Genomic DNA, 26,480 nt, shown 5'->3' with positions numbered 1-26,480 from the left:
ATATCGACTTACCGACAAAAACCGACAATACTAACCTGCTTCCCTACTATACAAAGTAAAAATAAAACTATTAACAAATACATTTCTAAACTGTTATACTATAAATAGAAGTATAAACTAACTAAGTTTTGCATAAAATGAAGTAGACGAGGTGCTTCCAACACCCCGTCACTGCAACTAATTACCGCAAGGTGGAAGGTTGCAACTAAAGCTTATTTGCGCTTAGAAGACTTCCCACGCTTCGCAGGCAGACGGGTGGTCTTCTTTTTGCGCTTTTTTTGCCGTTAATTTCTTAAATCCAAAAACTATACCTTCTCTAGCTATAGTTTTTGTAATTTCCAACAAAATTTGCAAAAGAAATTCCATACGATTACACCTCCTTTCTTCACAAAATGAAGAAAGGGCATAACCTTCCACCCGCAATATTTAATTGCTATTTTATTTTACCATTTTCATATGTATTACAGATAAAACAATACAAATTTAACAATCCACTTATAAAAAAAGCGAACCATCTCCCAATGATTCGCTCTTACCCTATTATTTTTTCTTCACCGGTATCCAAAGCTCTACTTGTGCAAACTCACTCTTATCTTCGTGGCAACGCTCATCGTATAATTCAAACTCTGTAACGCCGCAATGTTCATAGCCTGAATGCGGAAACCATTCTGAGAATACTGCATTCCAAGTTTGGTGGATAGACGATACCATTTCTTTATGAGGAACTTTCGGCGTTGTAAATACTGCATATGTTGCTGCAGGGAAAGTACGCTTTGCAATTTCATTTGGTACATTTTCAAAGTCTGTAACTTCCATTCCAATAATATAAGTGAAGTCCCCTGTTTCTAAATTAAAATCAGTACATAATCCAAGCTCTACCCATTGGCTCGTATCTTTACGATTCGGAATCGTTGTTCCAAGATCTTTTTGTAAATATTCTTGCCAAAATGCTGGGATGTCTTGATGGTTCTTCCCCTCTTTACTTGTCGTCTTCAGTTCATAACCTGCCATTAAAAATTCTGGTTTATTTACAATACGATATTCCATTTGTATGCCTCCTAAATACGGATTTAATTTTCTTTGCTTTACATTCACTCTGTAATACATCGGTGTTTCGATTTCTTGTTTTCGATATTCACTCGGTGTCATTTGAAATAATTTTTTAAAGGCTCTCGTGAACGTTTCGTGAGATTGAAAGCCATGCTCAAATGCGATATCAATAACTTTTTCATCCGTATGAGAAAGTTGATAAGCTGCCCGGGCTAACCTCCTCTTTCGAACATACTCCATTACTGTATCACCTACTAACGCCTGAAATACACGATGAAAATGCGACTCAGAAAAACCTGCAACCCGCGCTAAATTACGCAGCGTTTGTTTTTCCATTACATCTTCCTCAATATAATCAATTGACCTTTGAATTTGTGTTTCATAGCTTTCCATCTCTGTTCACCCGCCTTATATGTATTATGATAAAAGAGAACACAATCCAATTCTTGACGTTTTTTACTATAATTCCATAAAAAATTGTAACTTTTTTATATGTATTTAGTTGTTATGTATGAAGGGAGGGAAATGTAGTGAAACGCAAACAATCATTAGAAGACATTTACTCCGAGCATATGCAAGATTTATTTCACTATCTTCTCTCCCTAACCGGAGATTCCCACTATGCGGAAGATCTCATGCAAGAAACCTTTTACCGAATGCTCGTCCATATTGATTATTATAAAGGAGAAGAAATTAGGCCGTGGTTATTTACAATAGCCTACAACGCCTTTATCGATTGGTATCGAAAAGAAAAAAAGTATAACACAACTACAGTGGAAGAATTCCATTTACCAAACGTGCCAAGTACAGAACATGAATATTTCGTAAAACATGAGATTGCTAGTTGGTTAGACAGTTTATCTTCTCTTCCGCTCGAAAGACGAAATGCCCTGCTACTACGAGATTACTATGGATTCTCCTATAAGGAAATAGCAGAAATGACTGGTCTCTCATTAGCGAAAGTGAAAATTGAATTACACAGGGGACGAAAAGAAATAAAAAGCATAAAGGAGTGATACAGATGGGCTGTGCAGAATTTAAAAAACTATGGAAGAAGTATGAAAATGGAACGCTCACGCATGATGAACAAGAACTGTTAGAAAGTCATATTGAGTCATGTGAAGAGTGTGAAGCTTACTTAGATGAGCTGTTAACAAAAACAGAACCAATTAAGAAAAAGTTACCTCCAAAAGATCTTAAAATTCCTTTTTGGAGAATTAAGTGGAAACATCGTTTACAAACGTTTGGTTTTATATTATCAATTTGCATCGTTATCTATATAATCGGCGGGGTATTATCAGCCTTTTATTTTCAATCTAATAATGATAAAAGGCTAAAAGAAATTAGAGAGGTTCCTTCGCTTGCACTTGAAGCAACTATCCCAAATAGCCGCGTTATGGGAGGCGGAACAAGTGTAGAAGCTTTTTTCCGTACGAATAGCCAATTTGATTTAGTAAGAACCATCGGTAAAAAAGAAATGCCCCTCGGTACAATAGAAACAAAAAGCTTCTTATCATCTGTAGATATCACGAAGCAAACTTGGATGAATCCGTTCTATCAACCAAAACTCTTCTTTGTTCATCCAAAAACAGAGCAGGGTGATTATTTAAAAGATTCATCAAAAAAAGTATGGGATACACTTGCAAAAGTACATGATGGGACCGTTGCAGAAGTAGCAATTTCTTTTGATAAAGCTTACACTTTAAAAGAATTAGAACCGCTTCTATATAGCATATTCGAGGCACAAGAACTCCCTCCAACTCCTTTATGGTACGCTTTAGATACAGGACAAGAAAGAAAAAATGTAGATGACTATATCCTACATGGCGGAGAAGCTATAGGGTTTCCAGAACATGTAAGATTCCTCGCTAATGAAACTGACGGGCAGAAAACGCAAGAAGACAAAGTAACCGAAATGATGCGCATCCTTTCTATCCATAAAAAAACGGTAAGCAAAATAGCAGCGCTTTCTGAGAAAGAACTAAACTTAGATAAACGTTATCAATATGTAAAGGACAACGGTGTAAAAGTATACGGAATTGTTATTACTGGCCCATCGAAAGAGTTATTAAAATTACAAAACTCCCCGCACGTACGTTATGCGACTCTTGGAGATATTGAGATTTGGAATTGGTTTGATCATTAATAAAAAAGAAGTAGCGCTCTAAAAACGATGCGCTACTTCCTTTTTAATTCGAAATCACTTTCACATACATCCCTCTCACCGCTTTTTCATAAGCAATATCACTCATCTGTCTTATGTTTTCTGACACAACAGATGCTGGAATAACTTCATCTTCACGAAGTAACGGCGGATCAATAAGACGCACTTTATTTTTCTGATGTAAATCATAATCGTTTCTATCTTCTTTTACCTTTACATTTGGATGAACTTTGCTTAATAAAGCTTCTACTTCGGGGTCATTACATTGCTGCAATTTCGAAATAAGCTCCTCATCTTCAAGAAGAAAATCATCTGCATGAATAACCTTTTTATGAAGAGATAACTTTAACGTTTTCGCTAACATATCGTTTCCGTAAATATTCATTGGTTTCATAAAGAAATCAATTACTTCTTTGTAATACGTTTCTGTAAACCATTCTGCCATTTCGACACTTTGAACAACCATTTTCCCCTCTACTGCGATAATATCCTCTAAAAATCTATGAACCTCTTCTAAAGAAATATATCCGTATGTATACATATCTCGTAATGTATAATCCACTCTGTCTGCGCATAATTCTGGTGCTGACCTTTCGAGTAACGTCCATTTCGAATCATCTAACAAAATATCTTCATAGTTATAACCATACTTCGCAAGAATCGCTGGAATTTCTGAGTTTTTCACAACAGAACTAAATATCTCTTCATGATAACTTTCATCTTCATTATCAAAAACGTAATCAATCACATGGGAAAAAGCAGTATGCGATACGTCATGCAGTAAACTAGCAATCTGTTCTTTTACTGAACCACCTAATTTTTTAACTAATAACATAACACCAACTGAATGATCAAAGCGCGTTACATTCCATTTCTCGTTCATTAAGTAACTTGCGCCATTTTGATGAATACCTTTTAGCCTTTGCATAGACTTACTTGAAATTAATTCTTCTACTACTTGATCCACTTCAAATTCTCCGTATAGTACATCTGATATGATCACTTACAATCCCCCTTTATTTTAATCGAGTCTTATAATCTTATCTCTTTTATGAAATTAGCACCAACATAAATATTTATTGTTATTTGTTTTTATTAAAAAAAATAGAGAGCCATCAGCTCTCTATTTCATAACCCCTATTCAAATGTAACTTCTACCTGCACAATCTCCGACCTACTACCAAGTCTAAGCGGTGGTCCCCAAAACCCAAATCCAGAAGAAACAATTGCGTGGAACGCGCCTTTTTGTGCGTATCCCCAGTCTAGCTCGTACATTCTTCTCGTTACAATATGATTGGGCGCCATTTGTCCGCGGTGCGTATGACCGGATAATAATAAATCTACACCTGCCGCTGCTGCTTGTTTCAACTCAAATGGCTGGTGATCCATTGCGATAACAGGCATCGATTTATCTACCGTACTCATTAATTGTTCAAAGCTTTGACGATCTCGCTCTGTTTTATCTCTTCTTCCAACGAGATAAAAGTCATCTTCAATTGTAATTACTTCATCTAAAAGAATACGAATATCAATCTTATCCATCTCTTGTAAAAACTCTGGAACCGCTCTACCATAGTATTCATGGTTCCCTAAAACACCATATACGCCTAATGGTGCTTTCATTTGTTTCATGATTGGTCCCATATTCTTTTGAATGAACACACCTGGATGATCATCGATAATATCACCTGGCAGTAAAATAATATCAGGTTCCATCTCATTTACATGACGAACAAGCCTTTTTAAATGCGAAAAGCCAGACAGTTTACCGAAATGCATATCAGAAGCCATCGCAATGCGTAAACTTTTACGTCCCTCTACTTTTTTCGGTATGTGCACCTCGTACTTTCTAACTACTGGGCTATATGCGTTGAATACTCCGTATGCAAAAATAAAGATAAACGCAAGTAACACGGCCGTTCCTGTCCAAATAATTGCCGCTTCTTTCTCTACTGAAAACTGTAAAAGAAAGACCATAATATTAGCTAATGGCAACAGCATAAGCGCATATTGTATAACCGCAAACCAAATCGAACCTATCGTTCGCAGAAATGGCAAAAACTTAAACACTTGCACGAGAATGTACGCATATGAAATAAATGCGACTATAAAAGCATAATATCCCCAAGATTCCCAGCCAAATACCGCATGAAGCCAAACCCATCCGTTCCAGCCGATGTAAAACATAAGTAGTGTGTATATAATTAATATGGTAAATATATTGAGATAACGAAGATTCTTCACAGCCAGCCTCCTTATTGATTTCTTTTATTATAACTTGTTATGCACTTATAACGTAAATATTAAGCGCTTCAATCTTCATAATAAGAACATTGATAAACATATTATCTTAAAATTTTTAAGAACGGCTGTAATGGACATTTTTGAGTCTTAAGTGTTGGATGAAATTCTATTATCTTTATCGTTCAAAACTCACCTATGCAATTATGCATAACCATCCATTCCGTTTTATTTTCATGTTACGATATAAATGTAATACGACATATATCGACAAAGATAAAAGGAAGTGATTGGATGAAACGTTCTAAAACATACTTAAAATGTTTAGCATTATCTGCTGTTTTTGCTAGTAGCGCTGTAACTCTTTCAACACCTGCTGCTTATGCTCAAACAACATCGCAAGTTGTAACAGATATCGGACAAAATGCAAAAACACATACGAGCTATAATACATTTAATAATGATCAAACTGATAATATGACAATGTCTTTAAAGGTAACTTTTATCGATGACCCAAGCGCTGATAAACAGATTGCCGTTATTAATACAACTGGTAGTTTTCTAAAAGCAAATCCTACTATAAGTGATGCACCTATTGATAACTACCCAATCCCTGGTGCTAGTGCAACATTACGTTATCCTTCACAATATGATGTTGCATTTAACCTTCAAGATAACAGCGCTCGTTTCTTTAACGTAGCACCTACAAATGCTGTAGAAGAAACGACTGTAACATCTAGCGTATCTTATCAACTTGGTGGCTCTGTTAAAGCTTCTGTAACGCCTAATGGCCCTAGCGGTGAAGTTGGTGCAACTGGTCAAGTCACTTGGTCTGACTCTGTAAGCTATAAACAAACTAGTTATAAAACAAATTTAATTGACCAAACGAACAAAAACGTAAAGTGGAACGTATTCTTTAACGGATATAACAATCAAAACTGGGGTATTTACACACGTGACTCCTATCATTCTTTATATGGAAACCAACTGTTCATGTACTCTCGCACATACCTATATGAATCTGATGCAAAAGGTAATTTAATACCGATGGATCAACTTCCAGCATTAACAAATAGCGGTTTCTCTCCTGGTATGATTGCTGTTGTTATCTCTGAAAAAAATACAGATCAATCTAACTTACAAGTCGCTTATACAAAACACGCCGATGACTACCAACTTCGTCCAGGCTTCACATTCGGAACTGCAAACTGGGTTGGAAACAACGTAAAAGACGTTGATCAAAAAACATTTAATAAATCATTTACACTAGATTGGAAGAATAAAAAGTTAGTAGAGAAAAAATAAAGAAAACCGAACCTCCATTTAGATGGTGGTTCGGTTTTTATTTAAATTACAAAATCCTCCGGAATAAACACTTTCACTTCTTTCGGCTGTACGTATACGAAATCACCCGCTTGAATGTTCAACTGCTTGAACTGTTCTTTCGTAATTTCTGCTTCTAAATATTCATCTGTTCCGTCTCGTTTTAATTCTACATATACGATATTTCCGACTGCGTGAGAATAGGATACTTTTGCCGGGATTGCATCTATGCTTTGTTTCGTACGAGAGATTGATAAGTCATGCGGCCTTACGTAGGCTATTCCGTCTACGTTGGAAACGTGCTTATGCTCTGGTGCTTCTAGTTCGACCGATCCTACATTTAGCTTTCCTTTATGAACGCGGCCGTGAAATAAATTTACATTTCCTAAAAAGTCATATACAAACGGACTTGCTGGGTTTTCATATACTTCTTCCGGTGTTCCCATTTGTTCAATGCAGCCTTCATTCATTACAACGATGCGGTCTGCAACGTCTAACGCCTCTTCTTGATCATGTGTTACGAATACGCTCGTAATTTGAAATTCGTCATGTAATTTTCGGAGCCATCTGCGTAATTCTTTTCTCACCTTCGCATCGAGTGCACCGAACGGTTCATCGAGTAATAAAATTTTCGGTTCGACTGCAAGTGCTCGGGCTAGTGCAATACGTTGACGTTGTCCACCAGATAATTGCGCTGGATAACGTTTAGCAAAGCCATCCATTTTTACGAGCTTTAATAATTCTGTTACCTTTTCTTCTATCGCTTCTGCTGACGGTCTTAAGCTTTTCTTTCTTACTTTTAAACCGAAAGCGACATTCTCAAATACATTCATATGCTTAAAGAGCGCATAGTGCTGAAAGACGAAACCGACTTGCCTGTTTTTCACGTGAATGTCTGTTAAATCTTCTCCATCAAATGAAATAGAGCCTCCATCCGCTTCTTCTAATCCTGCAATAATGCGTAATAACGTCGTTTTCCCAGAACCTGACGGGCCTAATAAGGCAACAAGTTCGCCTTTTGGAATATCCAAATGAATGTCTGTTAGTGCTTGAAATGTACCATATTGCTTTGATACACCTTGAATTTGAATACTCACCGTAATCCCCCTCTTATTGTCGTTTTTCCATTCGCCATTCAATCCAGTTTTTTATAACGAGTGTAAACACTGCAATTAATGACATTAACGTCGCTACTGCAAATGCTGCTGAAAATTGATATTCATTGTACAAAATTTCAATATGGAGCGGCATCGTGTTCGTAATGCCACGCACGTGACCTGATACGACAGAAACGGCTCCAAACTCACCGATAGCACGGGCATTACATAGAATCATGCCGTATAAAAGACCCCATTTGATATTCGGAAGCGTAACGCGCCAAAACATTTTCCAGCCACTTGCGCCAAGTGATAAAGCTGCCTCTTCTTCACTTTTCCCTTGCGCCTGCATAATCGGAATTAATTCACGTGCAACGAACGGGAAGGTTACAAAGATTGTTGCGATAATAATGCCTGGTACAGAGAAAATGAGTTTCACTCCATGTTCAAGTAACCATTCGCCAAGAGCACCCCTCGGTGTGAAAAGTAAAACGAATACTAATCCTGCGATAACTGGCGACACAGCAAACGGCAGTTCAATAAGAGAGAGTAATACTTGTTTTCCTTTAAACTGAAACTTTGTAATAAGCCACGCGGCCGCTATCCCAAATATCGTATTAAGCGGCACAACGATTAACGCAACGAGAAGCGTTAACCTAATTGCTGAAAATGCTTCTTGATCAGTGATAGCGGCAAAGTATACATCCATCCCTCTTTCAAAGGCTTTTAGAAAAATAGTTATGAGTGGCAGTAATAGAAAGAGAGATAAAAATAAAACTGTAATCGTAATTAATACGCCTGGTACAAGCTTAGATTCTTTTTTAGCTGATACGCTTTTTACTATTTTCTTTTCTAATACTGTTGGTTCCATTTTCTCTCCCCCTATTCACTTTTTAGTTCATGCCTTCTACTCCAGCTTTGAATCATATTAATAAGAAGAAGGAAAAGGAGAGAAATAATAAGCATCACGGTCGCTACAGCTGTTGCCCCCGCGTAATCATATTGTTCTAGTTTCGTCATAATCATCAGTGGTGCAATTTCTGTTTTCATCGGCATATTACCTGCGATGAAAACGACAGATCCGTATTCTCCTAATGCTCTTGCAAATGCAAGTGAAAAACCGGCAAGAAGAGCGGGAAAGATCTCTGGTAAAATGATTTTCACAAATATTTGCAAGCGGGATGCACCTAAACTCGAAGCCGCCTCTTCTACTTCTTTATCAATATTTTGCAGCACTGGTTGCACCATTCGAACGACAAATGGTAAACCGATAAAAGTAAGCGCAACGATAATTCCGAGTGGTGTAAAAGCTACTTTTATATGAAACAGACTAAATATTTTCCCAATCCATCCATTTTCCGCATAAAGCGTTGTAAGTGTAATACCAGCTACAGCTGTCGGAAGTGCAAACGGTAAATCAATGAGTCCATCTAATAGTCGTTTCCCTGGAAATTTGTAGCGTACGAGCACCCATGCTATTAATAAACCAAAAATGGCATTTACAATAGCAGCTGCAAATGAAGTTGTAAAACTAACTTGATAGGAATGCAACACACGCTCGTTCGTTATAACCCCAGCGAACTTCTTCCAACCTAACTGTGAAGTTTGAATGAATACGATAGAAAGTGGTATAAGTACGAATAAACTCATGTACAACATTGTAAATCCAAGCGATAATCCAAACCCTGGTAAAACACGTTTCTTCCTCATCCTCTTTCACCTCATCCCCCTTTAGCAGTACGCATTATTTTTGATAAATTTTATCGAACACGCCGCCGTCATTAAAGTGTTTCTCTTGTGCTTTTTTCCAGCCACCAAATAGTTCATCTACCGTAAATAATTGAACTTTCGGAAATTGGGATGTATATTTTTCTGCTACTTTTTCATTACGCGGACGATAAAAGTTTTTTGCCGCAATTTCCTGTCCTTTTTCTGAGTACAAATATTCAAGATACCCTTCTGCTACTTTTTTCGTTCCTTTTTTATCAACGACTTTATCTACAACTGCTACTGGTGGTTCTGCAAGTACACTAATAGAAGGAGTTACAATTTCAAATTTATCTTTTCCAAGCTCTTTTTGGGATAATAGCGCTTCATTTTCCCATGCGATTAATACGTCACCAATTCCTTTTTCAACAAATGTTGTCGTTGCTCCGCGCGCTCCTGAATCTAATACTTCTACGTTTTTATAAATTTGGCTAACAAACTCTTTCGCCTTATCTTCACTATTATTATATTTTTTCAATGCGTATCCCCACGCCGCTAAATAGTTCCAACGTGCTCCGCCTGATGTTTTTGGATTTGGTGTAATGACAGACACACCTTTTTTCGTTAAATCATCCCAGTCTTTAATTCCTTTCGGGTTTCCTTTTCGAACAAGAAATACAATCGTTGACGTGTATGGAGTGGAATTATTCGCAAGTCGCTTCTGCCAATCTTCTGCTAGTTGTTTTTTCTTGCTAATGGCATCAATATCATAAGCAAGTGCTAGTGTAACAACGTCTGCTTCTAAGCCATCAATAACAGAGCGTGCTTGACTTCCAGATCCCCCATGTGATTGTTTTACATTTACTGTTTGCCCATGCTTCTCTTTCCAATACTTCGCAAAATCTTTATTAAAATCTTGATATAACTCCCTAGTTGGATCATAAGAAACATTTAAAAGCTCAACTGTTTTTTTATCTCCACTTCCTTCAGAATTACTAGTGGATGTTGCCGAACCACACCCTGATAAAAGTACAACTGCTGATAATACAACACCTGTACTTTTCATAAACGCTGTCTTACCCCACTTTTTCATCGTTAAGCCCCCTTAGTTTATACAATAGAAAAAGGCACACAATATATTCACAAATGTGAACATTGTGCGCCTTCAGTTTATCTGATTAGCTTCTAATGTATTGTATTCGATTTCTTTTCATTTTAATTCTGTAATTCATATGTGTCAACTTGGAGTTTGAATTTTCTTACTAAACTAAAATATTGGCATACTTCGAGCCCAATGATTTTTCAAATCAGCAAATTCTTTTGGTAACTTACTATTTTCATTCCATTCTAATTTATATGCATTTACTAACACCGTAGCCATTGATTCACGGTTCATTACTCCATTTTGATTAAAATTACCGTTCTTATCATTTTCAGAGTTCATTTCATCCATAATATCACAAATAAGATATTGCACTCGCCGTAAGCGTTAATTCCTTCTGTTCTACGTATATCTCCTCCTTGTTGGTCATATGAAGGTTTAAATATATGGCACCACCGCTTAATCAATACATAAAAATGAGGCAACCACCTTCAAAGATGGTTGCCTCATTTTTACACTTGCATCGCTTTCTCTCTCAATGCTCTTCTTAACAACTTACCAGTCGTATTCTTCGGTAATTCTATTAAAAACTCAATACTTTTCGGCACTTTATATTTCGCTAAATGTAACGTACAGTAATGCATTAGTTCTTCTTCTGTTACGTTCGTTTGTTTCAGAACGACGTAAGCTCGCACTGCTTCTCCTAAGTTTTCATCAGGAACACCGATTACAACAACTTCCGCTACTGATTCGTGCGTATATAATACTTCTTCTACTTCACGAGGGTATACGTTATAACCGCCAACTAAGACGATATCTTTTTTACGATCAACGATATAGAAGTAACCTTCTTCATCCATTTTCGCCAAGTCACCTGTATATAGCCAGCCGTCTTTCAATGTCGCAGCTGTATCTTCTGGTGCATTATAGTATCCTTTCATAACGTTAGGTCCGCGAACGATTAATTCGCCGACTGCGCCGACAGGTACTTCTTCCCCAAGTTCATTTACAATTTTATTTTCTACATGCCAAATATTTGTGCCAATCGACCCTGGTTTACGAGGACGATCTAGCGGATTGAAACAAGTAACTGGTGATGCTTCTGATAAACCGTATCCTTCTGAAACAATAACGTTAAAACGTTTTTCAAAGTTTTGTAGAAGAGCAACAGGCATCGATGCGCCACCGGAAATACAAAGACGAAGCGTCTTCACATCTTCTGCACTTGCTTCTTCAAATAAATATAAATAATTGTACATCGTCGGTACGCCAGCAAAGATCGTTGGTTCGTACGTACGACAAATACGGAATACTTCTTTCGGACTAAATTTCGGTAACATTAAAATCGTTGCCCCGTTCACAATCGGTGCATTTACCGCAACTGTTAAACAGAATACATGGAACATAGGCAGTGCCGCAACAACACGGTCATCAGCCGTATATTGTAAATACGAAGCCACATCGCTCGCATTACTATATAAATTTTTATGTGTAAGCATAGCGCCTTTCGGTTTTCCAGTTGTGCCCGAAGTGTATAGGATAACCGCTACATCTTCTTCATCTAGTTCAGGACCTTCGTAAGTTGTATCTCCAGTCCCCACAAAACTAGTAAACGTTTTCATTTTTTCGGTTTCTGTATGGTTAAAATCTGATGAGGTTTCGCATATGATGATGTTTTCTAATGAAGGAAGTCTTGTTGTAAGAGATTGTATAACAGGTAGAAGGACGTCGAGTACGATGATTGTTTTTACATCTCCATTTTGTAAAATATAATGCATTTCGTCTGCTGTATAAATTGGATTAACTGGAATAACAGTTGCTCCGGCTTTCATTGTTCCGTATAAACCGACCAAAAAATGTGGTGAGTTCCCAACAACTAATGCGACATTGTCCCCTTTTCCAATGCCCATTTCTGCTAAATTGCCAGAAAACCTTGTGACCATTTTGTTTAATTGGTCATATGAGACCGACTGATCCATAAATATATAAGCCGGTTTATCCCCCTTCTTTTTTGCCGTTTCAGCCAAAGATTGAACGAGATTCACAAAAACCCCACCTTTATAAAATTTAGAATATTTAAAAATTCTAAATTAATTATATTAAAAGAAAATTAAAGTGGCAAGTGATATTCTATTAACTGCATATAGACAGACCACCTTCTCTTAGTTTACTTTGGAAAAATAAGGGGATTTTATTTGTAAGTAATTTATGAAACTAGACCAGAAATCATTTTAGGATAATATGCATTCATCTTTTCTCTAAGTTTATTAAGTTCCTCTTTATTTAACGTCGTATGCTCGCCGTGCAAGTTAAGAGCGTCCGCTCCATCTTCATGAAAATACACCGTAACATATAACGTCGGTAACCCTGTATTGTCTTCATCTATTGATAAGATGACATCTGGTGTTTTATTAACAGTGCTGAATGTTTCATTTCTTTTCCACTTCTTATTTTGAAACATGTCTTGTATATCATGTATCTTTCGTTTGTTATCTGTATGCGTAAAATATATAACATTATCCTCCGCTGGTTTTCCGATAGACAAAATTGTACGACTTGAGGGCGATCCACTGCTACACGCTGTCATTCCGACGACGAAGCTGAGTAATAATACAACGTACATTACCCTTTTCATTTCGATTCGCCTCCTTTTGAATATATATATTCCTTTACGAGGGGCAAATGTCCTGTGATTTTATGTTTTTTGGTAAATGAAATTATATGAGCGATTTTTCAGTTATATCAGCGCAACTCAATTTATATCGGCGATTTTCCAAATATATCAGCGCAACTCGGTTTATATCGGCGATTTTTCAAATATATCGACTTACCGACAAAACCTGACAATCTACGCAAAAAGAAAGAGGCTGCCCGTTATGGAAGCCTCCCTCATTTTTAGAAGAATAAATGTAAGAAATCTTCTGTTGTAATGTTACCGAAGTAGCGTGCAATATCTACGCCTTCTAAAGCTGCAGTGAATGCATCTTTATCGAACTGAACGCCTGTTAGACGCTCTTCGATATCATGAACATCTAATGAACCGAAGAAGTCGCCGTAAATTTTACATTCTGTTACTGTTCCTTTTTTCACTTCAAGACGAACATCAACTTGTCCAACTGGGAAGCGGTGTGAATGTTGTAAGTTGAACTTCGGTGATTTTCCGTAGTTCCAATCCCAATTTTGGTAACGTTCTTCAGAAAGTTTGTGGATCTCTTTCCAATCATTTTCTGTTAATTCATACGTTGGGATTTCTGTTTCTCCTTCGAAAATTGTTTCTAGAAGAAGTTGTCTAAACTCCTCTGTCGTCATTTCTTCGTTTAGGAACTCTGTAATGTTCGCAACGCGGCTACGGATTGACTTAATTCCTTTTGATTGAATCTTATCCATTTTTACTTTTAACGCTGATACGACGTGATCGATTTCAGAGTCAAATAGTAACGTACCGTGGCTGAACATACGACCTTTCGTTGCGAACTGTGCGTTACCTGAAATTTTTCTACCTTCAGCTAAAATGTCGTTACGACCACTTAGTTCTGCATTTACGCCTAATTTACTAAGCGCTTTCGTTACAGGCTCTGTGAATTTTTTGAAGTTGCTGAAACTGTCTCCATCATCTTTCGTAATAAAACTGAAGTTTAAGTTTCCTAAATCATGATATACTGCGCCTCCGCCTGATAGACGACGAACGACATGAATACCTTTTTCTTTTACGTAATCTGCATTAATTTCTTCTACTGTGTTTTGGTTTTTACCAATGATAATCGAAGGCTCATTAATGTAAAACAGTAAATATGTTTCGTTAATATCTAAATTTTTCACACAATATTCTTCAATCGCTAAGTTTATTCTAGGGTCTGTAATTCCTTTATTATCAATAAATAACATCGTATCACCTCATGAATTCCATACGTAGCCACTATGCGCTAGCGTAATGTGACCACTGAAAATTTGTTTTGCTTCTGTTACTAAATCAGATGGGTTGCCTGTATGCGGTAAGTGCGTTAATAAAAGTTCTTTTACATTCGCATCTTTTGCAATACTTGCTACTTCTGTACTATTCATATGCCCTGCTTTTGCAGCCTCTTGATGTGCATACATATTACACTCACAAATGAAAAGATCAGCATCTTTTGTGAATGGAATGAATTCAGGAATATAACTTGAATCAGCGCTGTATACTACAGCATCATCTCCAGCTGTAATACGCATCGCAAAGCATGTAACAGGATGAACAGTTTTTAAGAATGAAATCGAGAACGGTCCAATTTGAAGTGTTTCTTCTGGATTGTACGGGATTCCTTTCGTATGCGGTTCATGCGTTAAAGAATGGAATCCATTCTCATCAAATGTATGACCGTATATTGGTAGTTCTGGTAGTTGCCTTGTTGTCGCACTCGTAATTAGTCTCGCATATTGCAATACCCCAATGTCTGCAACATGATCGTGATGATAGTGCGACAGTACAACTGCATCTATATCAGACGGTGTTATATATTTTTGAAGCTGTGCTAGTACACCACTACCACAGTCTACAAGTAAACGAAAACCATCGTGTTCAAACAAATACCCCGACGTTGCTTCTCCCGCTTCTGGAAAGCCGCCCCAAAAGCCGACAACAGTCATTTTCATATGTATCCATCCTTTCTAAAACCGAGTAGAAATGCATGTTTTGCTTACATCCTACATTGTTAACTATAATCCATTTCCTAAACTTTTTCATTAATTTTCAATTTTGTTATAAAACAGTTGTTGACTTTTATTTTTTGTACTAATACAATGATAGTAAGAAATGGAAATGGAGGGATTGACATGATCGATCAACCAATGGAGTTTTTCAGAAATTTACCGACGAAAACTTGTGCACACTGCGGGAAAGAAATTGATGAGCAGCACGAAGCATACCATAACAAATGTGATGATTGCGTTCACGAAGAATAGTAGTTTGTGAACAGAAAAAAACCTAGCAGACATAGTCTACTAGGCTAATAACATCTTATCCTTCATCGTTGAACCTTTCACCAAGAGCTCCAGTTCAAACTCATACAATTCTTTTTTTCGATAATTTTTCGTATGAATTTTATCCATCATTAGGTCGACAACTTTTCGGGCCATTTCATCAATTGGCTGTTCAATTGTCGTAATACCTGGTTCTGTAATCTGCGATAATATTTGATTATCAAAACCGATAACAGCGAGATCATCTGGAATGCTCCAGTTATGGCGTTTCGCCTCTGAGATAATTCCAGCTGCTACCTCATCGCCTCCTGCCAAAATCGCGGTAGGATTTTTTTTGTCCTTTAATACTTCATGGAATATTCGTTTTCCATCTTCCCAAGAGAAAGCGTTTTCAAGAAAGTCAATCGCTTCTACTTGGCGGCTCTTCTCAGTTATTGCACGTAAAAAGCCCATTTTTCGCTGCTGGCTAACGACTTTGGTTTCGTTACCACGGCAAAAAATAAGATTACGATATCCTTGATCTAACACATGCTTCGCAGCTATGTATGCTCCTTGCGCATGATCAAATTTCACTGTTGGAATATTTGCTTCCTCAATATATTCATTACACAACACGATTGGACCGTGCTGTAAGTATGGCTCTACATCTTCCCACGGATTTTCTAGTGAACATAGAATAATCCCATCTACTTGTTTCGTAGATAATAATTGTAAATACTCCATCTCTTTTTCCGGTAAATATCTTGTTTGACAAATAATCAGTTTATATTTATGTTCAGAAGCAGCAATCTCGATTGCTTCGATAAATCTACTGAAGAAAGGATTTGTAATCCTTGGAACGAGCACCGCAATTGTTTCCGTTTTTTGTTTACGAAGCCTTCTCGCCGCAGAATTAGGAACGAAGCCTAAATGCTTCATTGCTAATTGAACCCTTTTTTTCTTCTCATCTGAAACATATGGATGATTATTAATCACCCTAGAAACCGTTGTCCTTGATAACCCCGCTAATTTCGCCACGTCCTCTATAGTCGACACGAAATTCTCCCCCTTTGCATGAAAACGTTTTCTTAAATTGATTATATAGTATATTATTGGAAACTGCAATATCGGTTGTTATGATTTTACTATATTAATATTATACATAGGGAAAAGTCTGTTAATGCAGGGGCAATATACTACTTTTAGAAATTTACGTTATGTACATTCCTTTTCTTAATACCATATATCCTTTATTCAATATAAAACCCCATCAATACGTCATCTCCATATGATCCATCTTCATATTTAATTTGCTTTCGTTGTCTACCTTCTTCTACAAAGCCCATACGTTTGTACACTTTAATTGCCCGATCATTAACAGAAACTACACCTAAACAAATTTTTTCTAAACCTTTCTGCCCTTTCGCCCATCTAATAAGAAATTCAATTAATTTCGTGCCTATGCCTTGATTACAATACGCCTCTTTAATCCCCATTCCCATTGTGCCTGCGTGTTGTAACCGTTCTAGTTCATATCGGTTGAAAAGTAAAAAGCCAACTACCTTCCCATCTACTTCATACACGATATAAAGATTACCTTTCTCATTACTTTTCCGTATCTTTTCTCTTTCTGCATTCATATCATTCGGTAACTTCTTTGGGGATACTATGAAAAATTTTGTAGTAGTTTCCGATAATATAATTTCTTTTCTAATATTCATAATTGCTTCTGCATCAGTCTCTTTTACTAACCGTATCATTGAATCACCTCGTACTTTTTCTTTTTAAAAATAATATTACAACTATAAAACGGCCAATATGCAATATTACATATTGAGAATCTTTTTACTCTTGATAAAATATTCATATATCAAAATAAAAGGAATGTATACAATGAATCCAATCTTAACAGCTGCAAAACAACTATTACATAAAGAAGAAAAAATTTTATCTACTTTAAAATGTTCACTTACTGGCTATACGATTACGCATAAAGTCCCGTATCCTGGCATGTTACTTGCTACTAATCAAAGACTTCTCTTTTTTAGCCAATATAAAAATACATTCATTGCCGAATTTGATTATGAAGAAATTCTATCCATAGAAACGAAGAGAAGAATCTTTGACAAAAAAATAATATTTTACTATGAAGATGAATATATAACGCTTGGGTACATTACAAGTTCGAATGTTGAAGCGTTCATAGACTTACTACAAAGAAACAGCAAGACTAGCACAGGCTTATAATCAGCGGGGATCCCCTCGCTGATTCATTATTTTAACTCCTCCCACTTCTTCCAAACTTCTCTCCCGTTTATACAGTACATATTATCCTCTCTATTCATAAACCCCTGTACAATAAATTCACGTCTAATTGTACAAAAATCATCATGATATTGTTTTATAAATGTATTAATTTCTTTTTCTGTATATTGATTTTCAGCATTTAACTTGCTAATTAAATGCTCTAACAATACTAGTTTTTTCTTCTTTTGACCTGGAATCGATTTTAAACGATCCTCTTTATCGAAAAAGTTACGAATGGTCGTATCCCGGAATTTCATTTCACTTTCAGTCATTTTGTTATCCTCCATCACTTTTTTTCTTTATCTTTTCACTTAAAATATCAATAAAGTAATATCCACTCATTAACACATAATAGAACGTAAGTATTCCAAATGCATCTTTCATACTTGTATATACTTCTTTATCAAACAATATAGGTGAAAGGGCATAAACAAGAAAGATTATTAGCGGATTTACGATAAAATAATAAGTAAGATTGCCTTTCATCATATCAACTCCTCTACCCTATGTTTCTCTGTAAATTGTTGTAATTCCTTTTCTTTCGTTTCTATAGCTTTTAGAAAGATTTATAGATGAACTAAGGAAAAGATGCCCTCTATTAAAATAAAAAAGCACCAAAAAGGTGCTTTTTTCTAAGCTTCAATCGATTGATTTTCCGCAATATTTCTAAATTGTCGTTTGTGCATCCAAGTTAAGGATGCAATTGTTCCAAGTGATAATACAACAATGAAAATCATGAGCACCCCTACGTTTTGCCACATGAAGTCAAAGTCTCCGCTTGATACGACTGCTTTCAGTCCTGATACAGAATATGTCATCGGTAACCAAGCATTGAATGGTTGTAAAAACTTCGGAATCAACTCTAACGGGAATGTTCCAGCACTTGTTGTAAGCTGCATAATTAATGTGATGATGGCGATAAAACGGCCTGCATCACCGAATGCTGTTACTAAACATTGAATTAATGCGATAAATGCTAAACTTGTAATGATACTAAAGAGTATGAAGTATGGAATGCTTTGTACTTCTACACCCAATCCGAACAGTAATATAACATCTGCTACTATCGCTTGAATAATACCAACTGATAGTAGTACGCCAAACTTACTAATAAACCAACTAAACCCTGATTTCGGAACGCCGACTGTATCACGTAATGGATATACGATTGATAATAGTAATGCCCCAACGAATAAACCGAGTGATAAGAAGTACGGCGTAAATCCAGTTCCGTAGTTTGGAACTTCCGCCATTTTCTCCGTCTTCACTTTTACAGGACTTGCAAACATATCATACGTTTTATCCGTCCCTTTTACTTCACCAGTTTTTTCTGCTCCTTCGCCAAGTTTCTCTGCAAGTTCACCTGAACCATCGTTTACTTTCACTAGTCCATCAGTTACTTTTCCTGATCCGTCTGCTAGTTTATTTACTCCGTCGATTAGCTGGGTTGAGCCATTTGATAATGTACCTAAGCCTGTTGTTACTTGACCGGAACCGTTTGCTAACTTGTTTACTCCATCAACTAATTGACCGGTTCCTCCTGATAATGTGCCTAAGCCTGTTGTTACTTGACTGGAACCGTTTGCTAACTTGTTTACTCCATCAACTAGTTGACCGGTTCCCACTGATAATGTGCCTAAGCCTGTTGTTACTTGGCCGGAGCCTTCTGTGACTTGACTAGCTCCCCCTGCTAACTGATTTATCCCCACTGCCATTTGATTGGCGCCGATAGATAATTCACCTAAACCACCATTTAGTTTTTCTAAACCATTTGTCACTTTTCCAGAGCCATCCGCTAATTGATTTACACCTGTAATTAATTGATTGGATCCTGTAGATAATTCACCTAAGCCACCACTTAGCTTACCTGCACCATTTTTCAATTCATTAACTCCACTTACAAGCTTCGGCCCATTTTCAGCCAATTTGCTAACACCAAAATTTAATTCTTTACTTCCCTCTGTTACATTACTTGCTCCAAGTTTTGCTACCCCTAATCCTTGACCAAATCCTTGGAAATTAGCAAGAAATTTATTTTGCTCTTTTGCTAATTTTTCGATACCAGCTACTAAACCATTTAGATTTTCTGGACTTGATACCCTTATTTGTGCTCCCTCTCTCTCCTCACTCATTACACTTTTTAACTCTAATACATTTTTATTTGCTGTATTTGTTGTCCCTACAAGTTCTGTTGATTTCTTTTGAACTGCCTCTGTGCTTTTCTTAACATTTGCTATAAATGGTTCTAACTTATCTTGATATTCTTGTGGGAGACTTGCGATTTGTTCTTTCAAAGCTGCAACATCTTTTGTCATTTGATTTGCATTCTCTACATTAGATAGCGAATCTTCTTTTAGTTGCCCAACGCTTTCCACTGTTTTATTTATCTCTGCATTTACTTGTTGTACTGTATTGGATGATTTCTGTTCATTTGATTGATTCGTTACAACACTGTGTACTTGATTATTTAAATCTTGCAAACCTTGCTGAATTTTTTGTGCGCCTTCTTCTAATTGATTTTTTGTACCATCTAGTTTCTCTAAACCACTTGAAAGTTCGCCTGTACCTTTTTCTAATTTGTTAGAGCCTGCAGACACACTTTTCAAGCCATTATTTAATTCAATAGATTTATCCTCTAATTCTTTTAAACCACCATACAATTGCCCTGAGCCATCAGAAAGATTTCCTATCCCTTTTTGTAACTCACCCGATTTATTAACAAGTAAATTTAAACCACTATTAACTTGACTAGAACCATCGTAAAGCTGCCCTGCTCCATTTACTAGTTCAGTAATTCCACTCTTCATTTCTCCTGTTTTACCGTTTAATACATTTAAACCATTGGTTACTTTACTTGAGCCATCTGTTACCTGACCTGAGCCATCTAACAATTTATTAATACCTGTTGCCATCTCCCCTGACTTCCCTTGCAACGTATACAAACCAGATGTTACCTGACCTGAGCCATCTAACAGTTTATTAATACCAATTGTCATTTCCCCTGATTTTCCTTGCAACGTATAAAGGCCATCTGTCACTTTTCCAGAGCCATCTATTAACCTACCAACTCCATCCTTCATCTCCCCAGATTTCCCTTGAAGTGTATGAAGGCCATCCGTCACTTTACTTGAACCATCATGCAATTCACTTGATCCGTCGTGTAGTTTACTTGCCCCTTCTGATCCATCCGCTAATCCTTTTGAGACATCTTTAATAGAATCGAACATTTTCTCTGCATATGTTTTCGTTAACGTGCTTGATACTTCAGTTTTAATCTTTTCAATGGCTGTTCCTCCAATTTGTGAAGATAAGAAGTTTAAACTTTCGTTTGGAATGTACTCTAAGTTTAATGGCTTTGGATTGTCTTTTAGTAACGTTGTAGCGTTACTTGAGAAGTCATCTGGAATGCGCACTAACATGTAATACTTTCTACCTTCCATTCCTTTCTTTGCTTCTTTTTCACTTACGAACTCCCATTTAAAACTTTTATTATCTTTTAAATTATCAACGAGCCCTTTTCCGACCTCAATTGGTTTCCCATCAAATACTGCGCCTTTATCTAAATTGACTACTGCAACTGGTAAGTCATCTAACTGTTTATACGGATCCCAAAAGGCCCACAAAAACATCCCTGCATATAAAATCGGTACGAATAAGACCGCAATAATTGGAATTAATATTTTTTTACTTTTTATAATTTCCGTGAACTCTTTCCGAAGTAACTGATTACCTTTCATAATTTCTCCCCCTTTTATAAAATGACCAAAATGTTCATATAGTCATTTTTACCCAAACAAAAAGGCTATACTTGTTCATACATATGCCTTATCCCCGAATTTATTACTATGCAACTTTTTCTCATTATGATTATATTTTTTCTATATCCCCCCTTAACTTAAATATATGACCACATTGTTCATTCGGTCATTTTTTTTATAAAATTAAAAGGATTATCTTAGTTTGACAATCCTTTTAGTAAATAAAGTTCAAATAACTCTGCAATTTTTTCTTTTTCTAGCGGTTCATGATTTTTTTCCCAATCAAAAATAAGCGATACATATAGACGAAGCATAATAAATGCTGTAATTTCTGGATCACATTTGCTAATTTCACCTTTTTCAATCGCAATTTTTAAATACGATTGAATAACAGAAACGATTTCCACATCAACTTGTTGCATCACTTCTTGTACTTCTTTCGTTCCCATATCGCGCTCTTCTTGAATTAATTTAATCATGAGCTGATGTTCTTTTCTAAATTCCAAGATGCTATATAATGCTCTATGTACATTTTCAAAAAATGAAACATCTGAACGAATTGCACTTTCTGCAACTTGCTTCATTTCTGTAATTAAATTAGAAATAATTTCACCAAATAACTCTTCTTTATTTTTGAAAAAAGTATAAATCGTTCCTTTCCCTACATTCGCTAACTTCGCTACTTGATCCATCGTTGTTGCTTTATAGCCGAACGCTGAAAAAGACTTTGTTGCAGCCTCAATAATAGAACGTTTTCGATCTATTGCCACATCATCACCTCCAAAAATGACCAATTGGATAATATAGTCAATCAGTACATCTTTGATATTACCACACGCTTACATTCTATACAAGTTCTCTTTTTATTATTTCCAGTATAAAAAAATTTCAGTCAGTGTATATCATACTTTCCATAGTTTATCAGAAGAAAAGAGAAAAGGAAAAGATGTTCTAGAGATATACATCTTAAGAACACCTTTTTGCTATTTCAACATAGAAAGCATAATTTTCTCTAATTCTTCTTTATTTACATTCTTATCGAATACTGCTTCTCCTGGGTTCTCTAAACTATGATTAATAATAACGATTTGGTATGCACTATTTTTCCCTTTTGCTGGAACAATCATCTTCATACCTTGTAAATTACTATCCGAGTGATGAGTAGCGTAGAATATTTGATTACCTTCTAGTTCGTACTTTTCTATATTTTCAGGCACTATAAACTGGTGGCTAAATGGGTCTTTGCTTTCCCCAAAAACTTGCGATTGAGAAATTGTATAATTTCCTTTTCCGTTCGTATATTCTAATTCAATAGTGAATTCCGGTTTTATCTTAAGATAATAATTCACTCTTTCGTCTTTTTGGGTATATCCTTTAATTGTATAAGTTGGCCTCTTGATTTGGAAATCAACATGTTGCTGCACTTCTTCAACTGTATATGTTAAATATTTCCCTACCTTATCCTCATAAGGAGTTGTTTTATTATGAATTTCTTTTAATTTTTCACGATTTTCTGTACTTAAGCGCTCTTCTTTCACCTCTTTTATATCCCCTTGGAAATTTTCGGGTAAGTTTAATCTAACTAATCCTTTTTTCTCGATCTGCAATACCTCTTTATATAACTGCACATAATTCTCAAACTCTTCCTTTGTTAAAGCTTTTTCAGCATGATATAAAAAGGCTGTTCGGTTTTCATATTGCCATTTTGACATCCCCCACTCTTTTCTCGCCTTTTCCTCTGTACCAAATAATGTATCTACAGCATTTTGGAAAGCATCCTTTGACTGCTCTACTTTATCCTCTTGCTTTTCTTTTCCTTCCGTTGTACGTGCGTTGAATAAAGAAAGGGATGCTATAGCAACTATGACAATAACTCCGAGTAAAGAAAGACGATACGATTTCTTTTGGAATTTTTTAATCATAATGATTCTCCTTTTTAGTGTTCGTTTATTTCTACTTAAATTTGCTAGGCTTGGTACTTGATAGGAATAGTGTTCTAAAAGGGTAATAATTGTATGACCGTATGCAATTTGTTCCTCTTTATCTATAAAAGTAAGTGCATATGCATCACAGGCTAATTCTTGATCTTCTCGCATACAAAAATAGGCGTACCAAAGAATTGGATTGAACCAATTTAATAGGATTAAACTGTACATAATCCAATTTACAGCTACATCGTTTCTCTTAATATGAGCTAACTCATGGTAAAAGACATATTGTAATTGTTGTTTATTTAATACTTTCATATGTTTTTTTGATAGTAATACTTTCGGACGAAAGAAACTAAACACAGTTGGGCTCGCAATCTTTCCCGCTAGACGTAACGAAACTGCCTTCTTCATTTTCATAGACTGCTTACAGCGATTAAACACTGTAGTGACCTGTTCGTCCGTAATATCCGGTTGTTTCTTTATGTAAGAATATAAACGTCTATTTGTAAGAAACGTGATGGCTGCTAATATGATTACCCCAGCTAGCCACACATACAAAGCAAGTTTGTATAAAGAAAATGTAGTCTGTTTTTCCGAACTGACTTTTACTTCCGGTTCGCTAGTTTTTGTCACCATTTTAGAATTTGATTCCAATTCCACTTTTCGGTCACTTTCTATGTTCACTATATTCTCAGTAGCCGGCATATTTTTTGGAATAACTTCCGATACGCTAGAACTATAAGAAAGTAATGAGTAAATACTATAAGAGCTATCTGGCGACCACGGTAAAAGGAGTCTTATCATTAATACGATCCACAGCATATATTGCCACCGGGGGGATAATTTATTTCTAAATAGAACTTTTATACATAAAATAAATCCGACTAATATGCTAGCCATAAGTGACGTTTCTATAAGCCAATCAAAAAAATGAGGAAGGTATACATTTATAAGCGTGTTTATCATTTTTATCGATCCTTCCTCTTATTCTCCTCTGTCTTCTCATCTAAAATGCGTTTTAATTCATTAATATCTTCTGAAGATAATTTCTCCTCTTTTAAGAAATTAACAAGTAATGGCTTAAACGCTGCACCGCAAAAACGTTTTAGTAAAGATTTCGTTTCCACTTGCAAATAATTATGTTGTGATACTAACGGGTAATAAGCGTACATACGCCCTTTATCTTGATGGTAAGAAACGGCTTCCTTTTGCACTAATCGATTAATTAATGTGCGGATTGTTTTCGGTTTCCAGTCCATTGCATCTTCCAGTTCTTCTATAATTTCATTCGCTGTTTGCGGAGAACTCGACCAAAGTACTTTCATAATTTCTAATTCCGCTTCAGATATTTTAGGTAATTGATTTGTCATCGTATGTTTCACTCCTAAGTATTACATTTGTAATCTATAATTAAGATTACAAATGTAATACTTAATTGTCAACCATATTTTAGAAAAATTAATTTCAGCTAAACCTTACTTACCAACAACAAATTTCCTCTTTTTCAAATAATCAAATAAAAAAACAAGAAAATCTTTACAATTAATAGTAATATAGAAAATAGACAAGTTTATCAAAACAGTGGAGGCTTTTTCAGTCATGATGCGTGCACTTCGTTTAAATATAAAGCAAGCTTTTTGTAATCGTGTTTCTTTAATTATTATGTTTAGTGGATTTGTTCTTATTTGTATTTATCATTATTATTATGTAATTCGTTATTTAGGAGACGCTGCGAATGGACCTATATCGACGGATATTAAATGGATTGGATTTCGTGGAAATGAAATGGATGTTTATTTATTATTAATGCCAGTTATTGCAAGTCTTCCCTTTAGTACAAGTTATAACTCGGATAAGTCCGATGGTTTTAAACCGTTTGTCAGTAAAGAAATTTCTTTATTTTCTTATTCAGTAACGAAATATATCGTTACATTTTTTTGCGGCGGACTTCTTTATACATTTCCATTCATCTTATCGTTATTATTTTGCAAATTAACCATTCCAGACGGAGTACCAACGGCTGGTTCAGGCATTATAAATGATAACGGGATGTTTGCAAACTTATATGAAACTTCTCCCATCACTTACATTGCTGTATATATCGGAATTAATTTTTTATTTGCAGGTCTGATGGCTCTTTTAAGACTTGCTGCATCTGCATGGTCCCAAAAGGACTATATGGCGCTTCTATTTCCATTTGCAACTACCTCTATTCCTTACGTCCTGCTAAATACGGTACTCCCTACAATAGGTGGAGCGCCTATTCATTTATATGATCCAAGGCAGCCGCTGCATGGCATGTCACCATATATTTTGACAATATACAATGTGCCTTCTTCCTCCTCGTTAGCTTAATCATGTATATACAAGGAGTAAAACGTGATAGAAAAAAATATAGAAGAAGGTTGCAAAAAAGAGAGCGGTGTAGAAAGGCGTTTCAAGTATAATAAAACCCTAATTTCCTTACTATATTGGAAATTAGGGTTTTATTTACTATTCACTTACGGTGTACCTGCCAATCCCCATAAAATAACAACCGCTACAAAATAAATCGCTTTAATCGCTACTACTAAACATAATGAAACAATTGCATATTTACTTAATTCTCTTCTTGCACCTATTAAAGTGAAAATAACCGCCAAACTAAATGTTATATAAGAAGCTGCTGTATGTATTAAGTTATACGTAATATCTAGATTGCTTATAAGTCCTGTTATATCAGCTACAAACTGAAGCATGACGATCGTACTAAAAAAATTGCAAACTGATTCATTACCTTTCCATTTATTTGTAACTGCATTGTTGTCCTCCTTTTTAAAAACTAAATATTCAATCAATTTTATCATTAGATTACAAAAAAAGGAA

Annotated in this window: 26 protein-coding genes and 3 pseudogenes; 7 read left to right on the top strand and 22 right to left on the bottom strand. The window is 35.9% G+C overall.

All coding sequences use genetic code 11. The annotated features are described in order from the left end of the window. Positions 1–222: 222 nt before the first annotated feature. A complete protein-coding gene (locus NST90_RS05590) occupies positions 223–366 on the bottom strand; it encodes a hypothetical protein (RefSeq protein ID WP_006916098.1) in 144 nt (47 codons plus the stop codon). A 174-nt stretch (positions 367–540) separates the two neighbouring features. Beyond that, positions 541–1,443: an AraC family transcriptional regulator gene (locus NST90_RS05585; protein ID WP_000446853.1), complete on the bottom strand. Its 903-nt coding sequence runs from the start codon at positions 1,441–1,443 to the stop codon at positions 541–543. A gap of 137 nt (positions 1,444–1,580) precedes the next feature. Here NST90_RS05585 and NST90_RS05580 point away from each other — a divergent pair, with 137 nt between their 5' ends. Both NST90_RS05580 and NST90_RS05575 read left to right on the top strand, forming a co-directional pair. Beyond that, entirely contained in the window at positions 1,581–2,066 is a 486-nt protein-coding gene (locus NST90_RS05580) for an RNA polymerase sigma factor (protein WP_048534187.1), read from the top strand. A gap of 5 nt (positions 2,067–2,071) precedes the next feature. Further along, positions 2,072–3,196, top strand: a complete 1,125-nt coding sequence (locus NST90_RS05575) for an anti-sigma factor (protein ID WP_048534189.1) — start codon at positions 2,072–2,074, stop codon at positions 3,194–3,196. Positions 3,197–3,239: 43 nt separating this feature from the next. Here NST90_RS05575 and NST90_RS05570 read toward each other — a convergent pair whose 3' ends face one another. After that, the gene (locus NST90_RS05570; protein WP_231009181.1) at positions 3,240–4,217 is read right to left on the bottom strand and encodes an HD domain-containing protein; all 978 of its coding nucleotides are present in this window, start codon (positions 4,215–4,217) and stop codon (positions 3,240–3,242) included. Between the two features lie 134 nt (positions 4,218–4,351). Continuing rightward, a complete protein-coding gene (locus NST90_RS05565) occupies positions 4,352–5,458 on the bottom strand; it encodes a metallophosphoesterase (protein WP_231009182.1) in 1,107 nt (368 codons plus the stop codon). 34 nt (positions 5,459–5,492) lie between these two features. On the opposite strand from NST90_RS05565, the pseudogene NST90_RS05560 reads away from it, so the two are divergent. After that, positions 5,493–5,606, top strand: a pseudogene (locus tag NST90_RS05560) (TetR family transcriptional regulator); the annotation flags it as partial. Positions 5,607–5,749: 143 nt separating this feature from the next. Further along, a complete protein-coding gene (gene cytK2, locus NST90_RS05555; protein ID WP_231009183.1) occupies positions 5,750–6,760 on the top strand; it encodes a beta-channel forming cytolysin CytK2 in 1,011 nt (336 codons plus the stop codon). A gap of 41 nt (positions 6,761–6,801) precedes the next feature. On the opposite strand, the gene NST90_RS05550 is transcribed toward cytK2, so the two are convergent. The 9 genes from NST90_RS05550 to NST90_RS05510 form a co-directional block, all read right to left on the bottom strand. Further along, a complete protein-coding gene (locus NST90_RS05550) occupies positions 6,802–7,875 on the bottom strand; it encodes a sulfate/molybdate ABC transporter ATP-binding protein (protein ID WP_000027093.1) in 1,074 nt (357 codons plus the stop codon). A 13-nt stretch (positions 7,876–7,888) separates the two neighbouring features. Further along, positions 7,889–8,746 carry a sulfate ABC transporter permease subunit CysW gene (cysW, locus tag NST90_RS05545; RefSeq protein WP_000433861.1) on the bottom strand — a complete coding sequence of 286 codons (858 nt, stop codon included), beginning with the start codon at positions 8,744–8,746 and terminating at the stop codon, positions 7,889–7,891. A gap of 11 nt (positions 8,747–8,757) precedes the next feature. Beyond that, positions 8,758–9,585 (bottom strand): sulfate ABC transporter permease subunit CysT, encoded by an 828-nt coding sequence (cysT, locus tag NST90_RS05540; protein ID WP_001227879.1) that lies wholly within the window; start codon positions 9,583–9,585, stop codon positions 8,758–8,760. 34 nt (positions 9,586–9,619) lie between these two features. Continuing rightward, on the bottom strand, positions 9,620–10,675 hold the full coding sequence (locus NST90_RS05535; RefSeq protein ID WP_025710372.1) for a sulfate ABC transporter substrate-binding protein: 1,056 nt from the start codon (positions 10,673–10,675) through the stop codon (positions 9,620–9,622). Positions 10,676–10,849: 174 nt separating this feature from the next. After that, positions 10,850–11,026, bottom strand: a complete 177-nt coding sequence (locus NST90_RS05530; protein WP_001986183.1) for a hypothetical protein — start codon at positions 11,024–11,026, stop codon at positions 10,850–10,852. Between the two features lie 170 nt (positions 11,027–11,196). Next, positions 11,197–12,729 (bottom strand): fatty acid--CoA ligase family protein, encoded by a 1,533-nt coding sequence (locus NST90_RS05525; protein ID WP_006916060.1) that lies wholly within the window; start codon positions 12,727–12,729, stop codon positions 11,197–11,199. A gap of 161 nt (positions 12,730–12,890) precedes the next feature. After that, positions 12,891–13,319, bottom strand: a complete 429-nt coding sequence (locus tag NST90_RS05520; RefSeq protein WP_000832638.1) for a hypothetical protein — start codon at positions 13,317–13,319, stop codon at positions 12,891–12,893. A 260-nt stretch (positions 13,320–13,579) separates the two neighbouring features. Continuing rightward, a complete protein-coding gene (locus tag NST90_RS05515) occupies positions 13,580–14,569 on the bottom strand; it encodes a lipoate--protein ligase (protein ID WP_000897277.1) in 990 nt (329 codons plus the stop codon). A 9-nt stretch (positions 14,570–14,578) separates the two neighbouring features. Further along, entirely contained in the window at positions 14,579–15,313 is a 735-nt protein-coding gene (locus NST90_RS05510; protein ID WP_016122068.1) for an MBL fold metallo-hydrolase, read from the bottom strand. A gap of 180 nt (positions 15,314–15,493) precedes the next feature. On the opposite strand from NST90_RS05510, the gene yhfH reads away from it, so the two are divergent. Continuing rightward, on the top strand, positions 15,494–15,622 hold the full coding sequence (gene yhfH / locus NST90_RS05505) for a protein YhfH (RefSeq protein WP_000567010.1): 129 nt from the start codon (positions 15,494–15,496) through the stop codon (positions 15,620–15,622). Between the two features lie 39 nt (positions 15,623–15,661). On the opposite strand, the gene NST90_RS05500 is transcribed toward yhfH, so the two are convergent. Then, on the bottom strand, positions 15,662–16,675 hold the full coding sequence (locus NST90_RS05500; protein WP_000103715.1) for a LacI family DNA-binding transcriptional regulator: 1,014 nt from the start codon (positions 16,673–16,675) through the stop codon (positions 15,662–15,664). A 194-nt stretch (positions 16,676–16,869) separates the two neighbouring features. Then, positions 16,870–17,379, bottom strand: coding sequence for a GNAT family N-acetyltransferase (locus NST90_RS05495; protein ID WP_048656899.1), 510 nt, complete (start codon positions 17,377–17,379; stop codon positions 16,870–16,872). Positions 17,380–17,512: 133 nt separating this feature from the next. Here NST90_RS05495 and NST90_RS05490 point away from each other — a divergent pair, with 133 nt between their 5' ends. Then, entirely contained in the window at positions 17,513–17,866 is a 354-nt protein-coding gene (locus NST90_RS05490; protein ID WP_001068223.1) for a PH domain-containing protein, read from the top strand. A gap of 26 nt (positions 17,867–17,892) precedes the next feature. On the opposite strand, the gene NST90_RS05485 is transcribed toward NST90_RS05490, so the two are convergent. From NST90_RS05485 to NST90_RS05460, 6 genes are all read right to left on the bottom strand, one after another. Further along, positions 17,893–18,198, bottom strand: a complete 306-nt coding sequence (locus NST90_RS05485; protein ID WP_000140290.1) for a DUF2087 domain-containing protein — start codon at positions 18,196–18,198, stop codon at positions 17,893–17,895. 4 nt (positions 18,199–18,202) lie between these two features. Then, on the bottom strand, positions 18,203–18,415 hold the full coding sequence (locus tag NST90_RS05480) for a hypothetical protein (protein ID WP_025710375.1): 213 nt from the start codon (positions 18,413–18,415) through the stop codon (positions 18,203–18,205). Positions 18,416–18,558: 143 nt separating this feature from the next. Next, complete coding sequence (locus tag NST90_RS05475; RefSeq protein WP_231009185.1) at positions 18,559–21,663, bottom strand: YhgE/Pip domain-containing protein; 3,105 nt, start codon at positions 21,661–21,663, stop codon at positions 18,559–18,561. Between the two features lie 218 nt (positions 21,664–21,881). Further along, entirely contained in the window at positions 21,882–22,454 is a 573-nt protein-coding gene (locus tag NST90_RS05470; protein WP_000963381.1) for a TetR/AcrR family transcriptional regulator, read from the bottom strand. 213 nt (positions 22,455–22,667) lie between these two features. Then, positions 22,668–24,581 (bottom strand): M56 family metallopeptidase, encoded by a 1,914-nt coding sequence (locus tag NST90_RS05465; RefSeq protein ID WP_046392435.1) that lies wholly within the window; start codon positions 24,579–24,581, stop codon positions 22,668–22,670. A gap of 2 nt (positions 24,582–24,583) precedes the next feature. Continuing rightward, on the bottom strand, positions 24,584–24,985 hold the full coding sequence (locus tag NST90_RS05460) for a BlaI/MecI/CopY family transcriptional regulator (protein WP_000184510.1): 402 nt from the start codon (positions 24,983–24,985) through the stop codon (positions 24,584–24,586). Between the two features lie 229 nt (positions 24,986–25,214). Here NST90_RS05460 and NST90_RS05455 point away from each other — a divergent pair. After that, positions 25,215–26,062 (top strand): annotated as a pseudogene (locus NST90_RS05455) (hypothetical protein). A 54-nt stretch (positions 26,063–26,116) separates the two neighbouring features. Here NST90_RS05455 and NST90_RS05450 read toward each other — a convergent pair. Next, positions 26,117–26,415: pseudogene (locus NST90_RS05450) on the bottom strand (hypothetical protein). Between the last annotated feature and the right edge of the window lie 65 nt (positions 26,416–26,480).

This window comes from Bacillus sp. FSL E2-8900, from assembly GCF_037966225.1.
Lineage (GTDB): Bacteria > Bacillota > Bacilli > Bacillales > Bacillaceae_G > Bacillus_A > Bacillus_A cereus.
Note: the sequence above shows the minus strand (reverse complement) of the source record. Positions and strands in the feature narration are given on the sequence as shown.

Bases quoted from the DNA above. Each gene is read 5' to 3' on its own strand.
- NST90_RS05510 (WP_016122068.1), bottom strand. From the start codon at position 15,313: ATGAAAATGACTGTTGTCGGCTTTTGGGGCGGCTTTCCAGAAGCGGGA.
- NST90_RS05515 (WP_000897277.1), bottom strand. From the start codon at position 14,569: ATGTTATTTATTGATAATAAAGGAATTACAGACCCTAGAATAAACTTA.
- cytK2 (WP_231009183.1), top strand. From the start codon at position 5,750: ATGAAACGTTCTAAAACATACTTAAAATGTTTAGCATTATCTGCTGTT.
- NST90_RS05520 (WP_000832638.1), bottom strand. From the start codon at position 13,319: ATGAAAAGGGTAATGTACGTTGTATTATTACTCAGCTTCGTCGTCGGA.
- NST90_RS05460 (WP_000184510.1), bottom strand. From the start codon at position 24,985: ATGACAAATCAATTACCTAAAATATCTGAAGCGGAATTAGAAATTATG.
- cysW (WP_000433861.1), bottom strand. From the start codon at position 8,746: ATGGAACCAACAGTATTAGAAAAGAAAATAGTAAAAAGCGTATCAGCT.
- NST90_RS05585 (WP_000446853.1), bottom strand. From the start codon at position 1,443: ATGGAAAGCTATGAAACACAAATTCAAAGGTCAATTGATTATATTGAG.
- NST90_RS05485 (WP_000140290.1), bottom strand. From the start codon at position 18,198: ATGACTGAAAGTGAAATGAAATTCCGGGATACGACCATTCGTAACTTT.
- NST90_RS05535 (WP_025710372.1), bottom strand. From the start codon at position 10,675: ATGAAAAAGTGGGGTAAGACAGCGTTTATGAAAAGTACAGGTGTTGTA.
- NST90_RS05495 (WP_048656899.1), bottom strand. From the start codon at position 17,379: ATGATACGGTTAGTAAAAGAGACTGATGCAGAAGCAATTATGAATATT.
- NST90_RS05475 (WP_231009185.1), bottom strand. From the start codon at position 21,663: ATGAAAGGTAATCAGTTACTTCGGAAAGAGTTCACGGAAATTATAAAA.
- NST90_RS05490 (WP_001068223.1), top strand. From the start codon at position 17,513: ATGAATCCAATCTTAACAGCTGCAAAACAACTATTACATAAAGAAGAA.
- yhfH (WP_000567010.1), top strand. From the start codon at position 15,494: ATGATCGATCAACCAATGGAGTTTTTCAGAAATTTACCGACGAAAACT.
- NST90_RS05480 (WP_025710375.1), bottom strand. From the start codon at position 18,415: ATGATGAAAGGCAATCTTACTTATTATTTTATCGTAAATCCGCTAATA.
- cysT (WP_001227879.1), bottom strand. From the start codon at position 9,585: ATGAGGAAGAAACGTGTTTTACCAGGGTTTGGATTATCGCTTGGATTT.
- NST90_RS05590 (WP_006916098.1), bottom strand. From the start codon at position 366: ATGGAATTTCTTTTGCAAATTTTGTTGGAAATTACAAAAACTATAGCT.
- NST90_RS05575 (WP_048534189.1), top strand. From the start codon at position 2,072: ATGGGCTGTGCAGAATTTAAAAAACTATGGAAGAAGTATGAAAATGGA.
- NST90_RS05465 (WP_046392435.1), bottom strand. From the start codon at position 24,581: ATGATAAACACGCTTATAAATGTATACCTTCCTCATTTTTTTGATTGG.
- NST90_RS05530 (WP_001986183.1), bottom strand. From the start codon at position 11,026: ATGAACTCTGAAAATGATAAGAACGGTAATTTTAATCAAAATGGAGTA.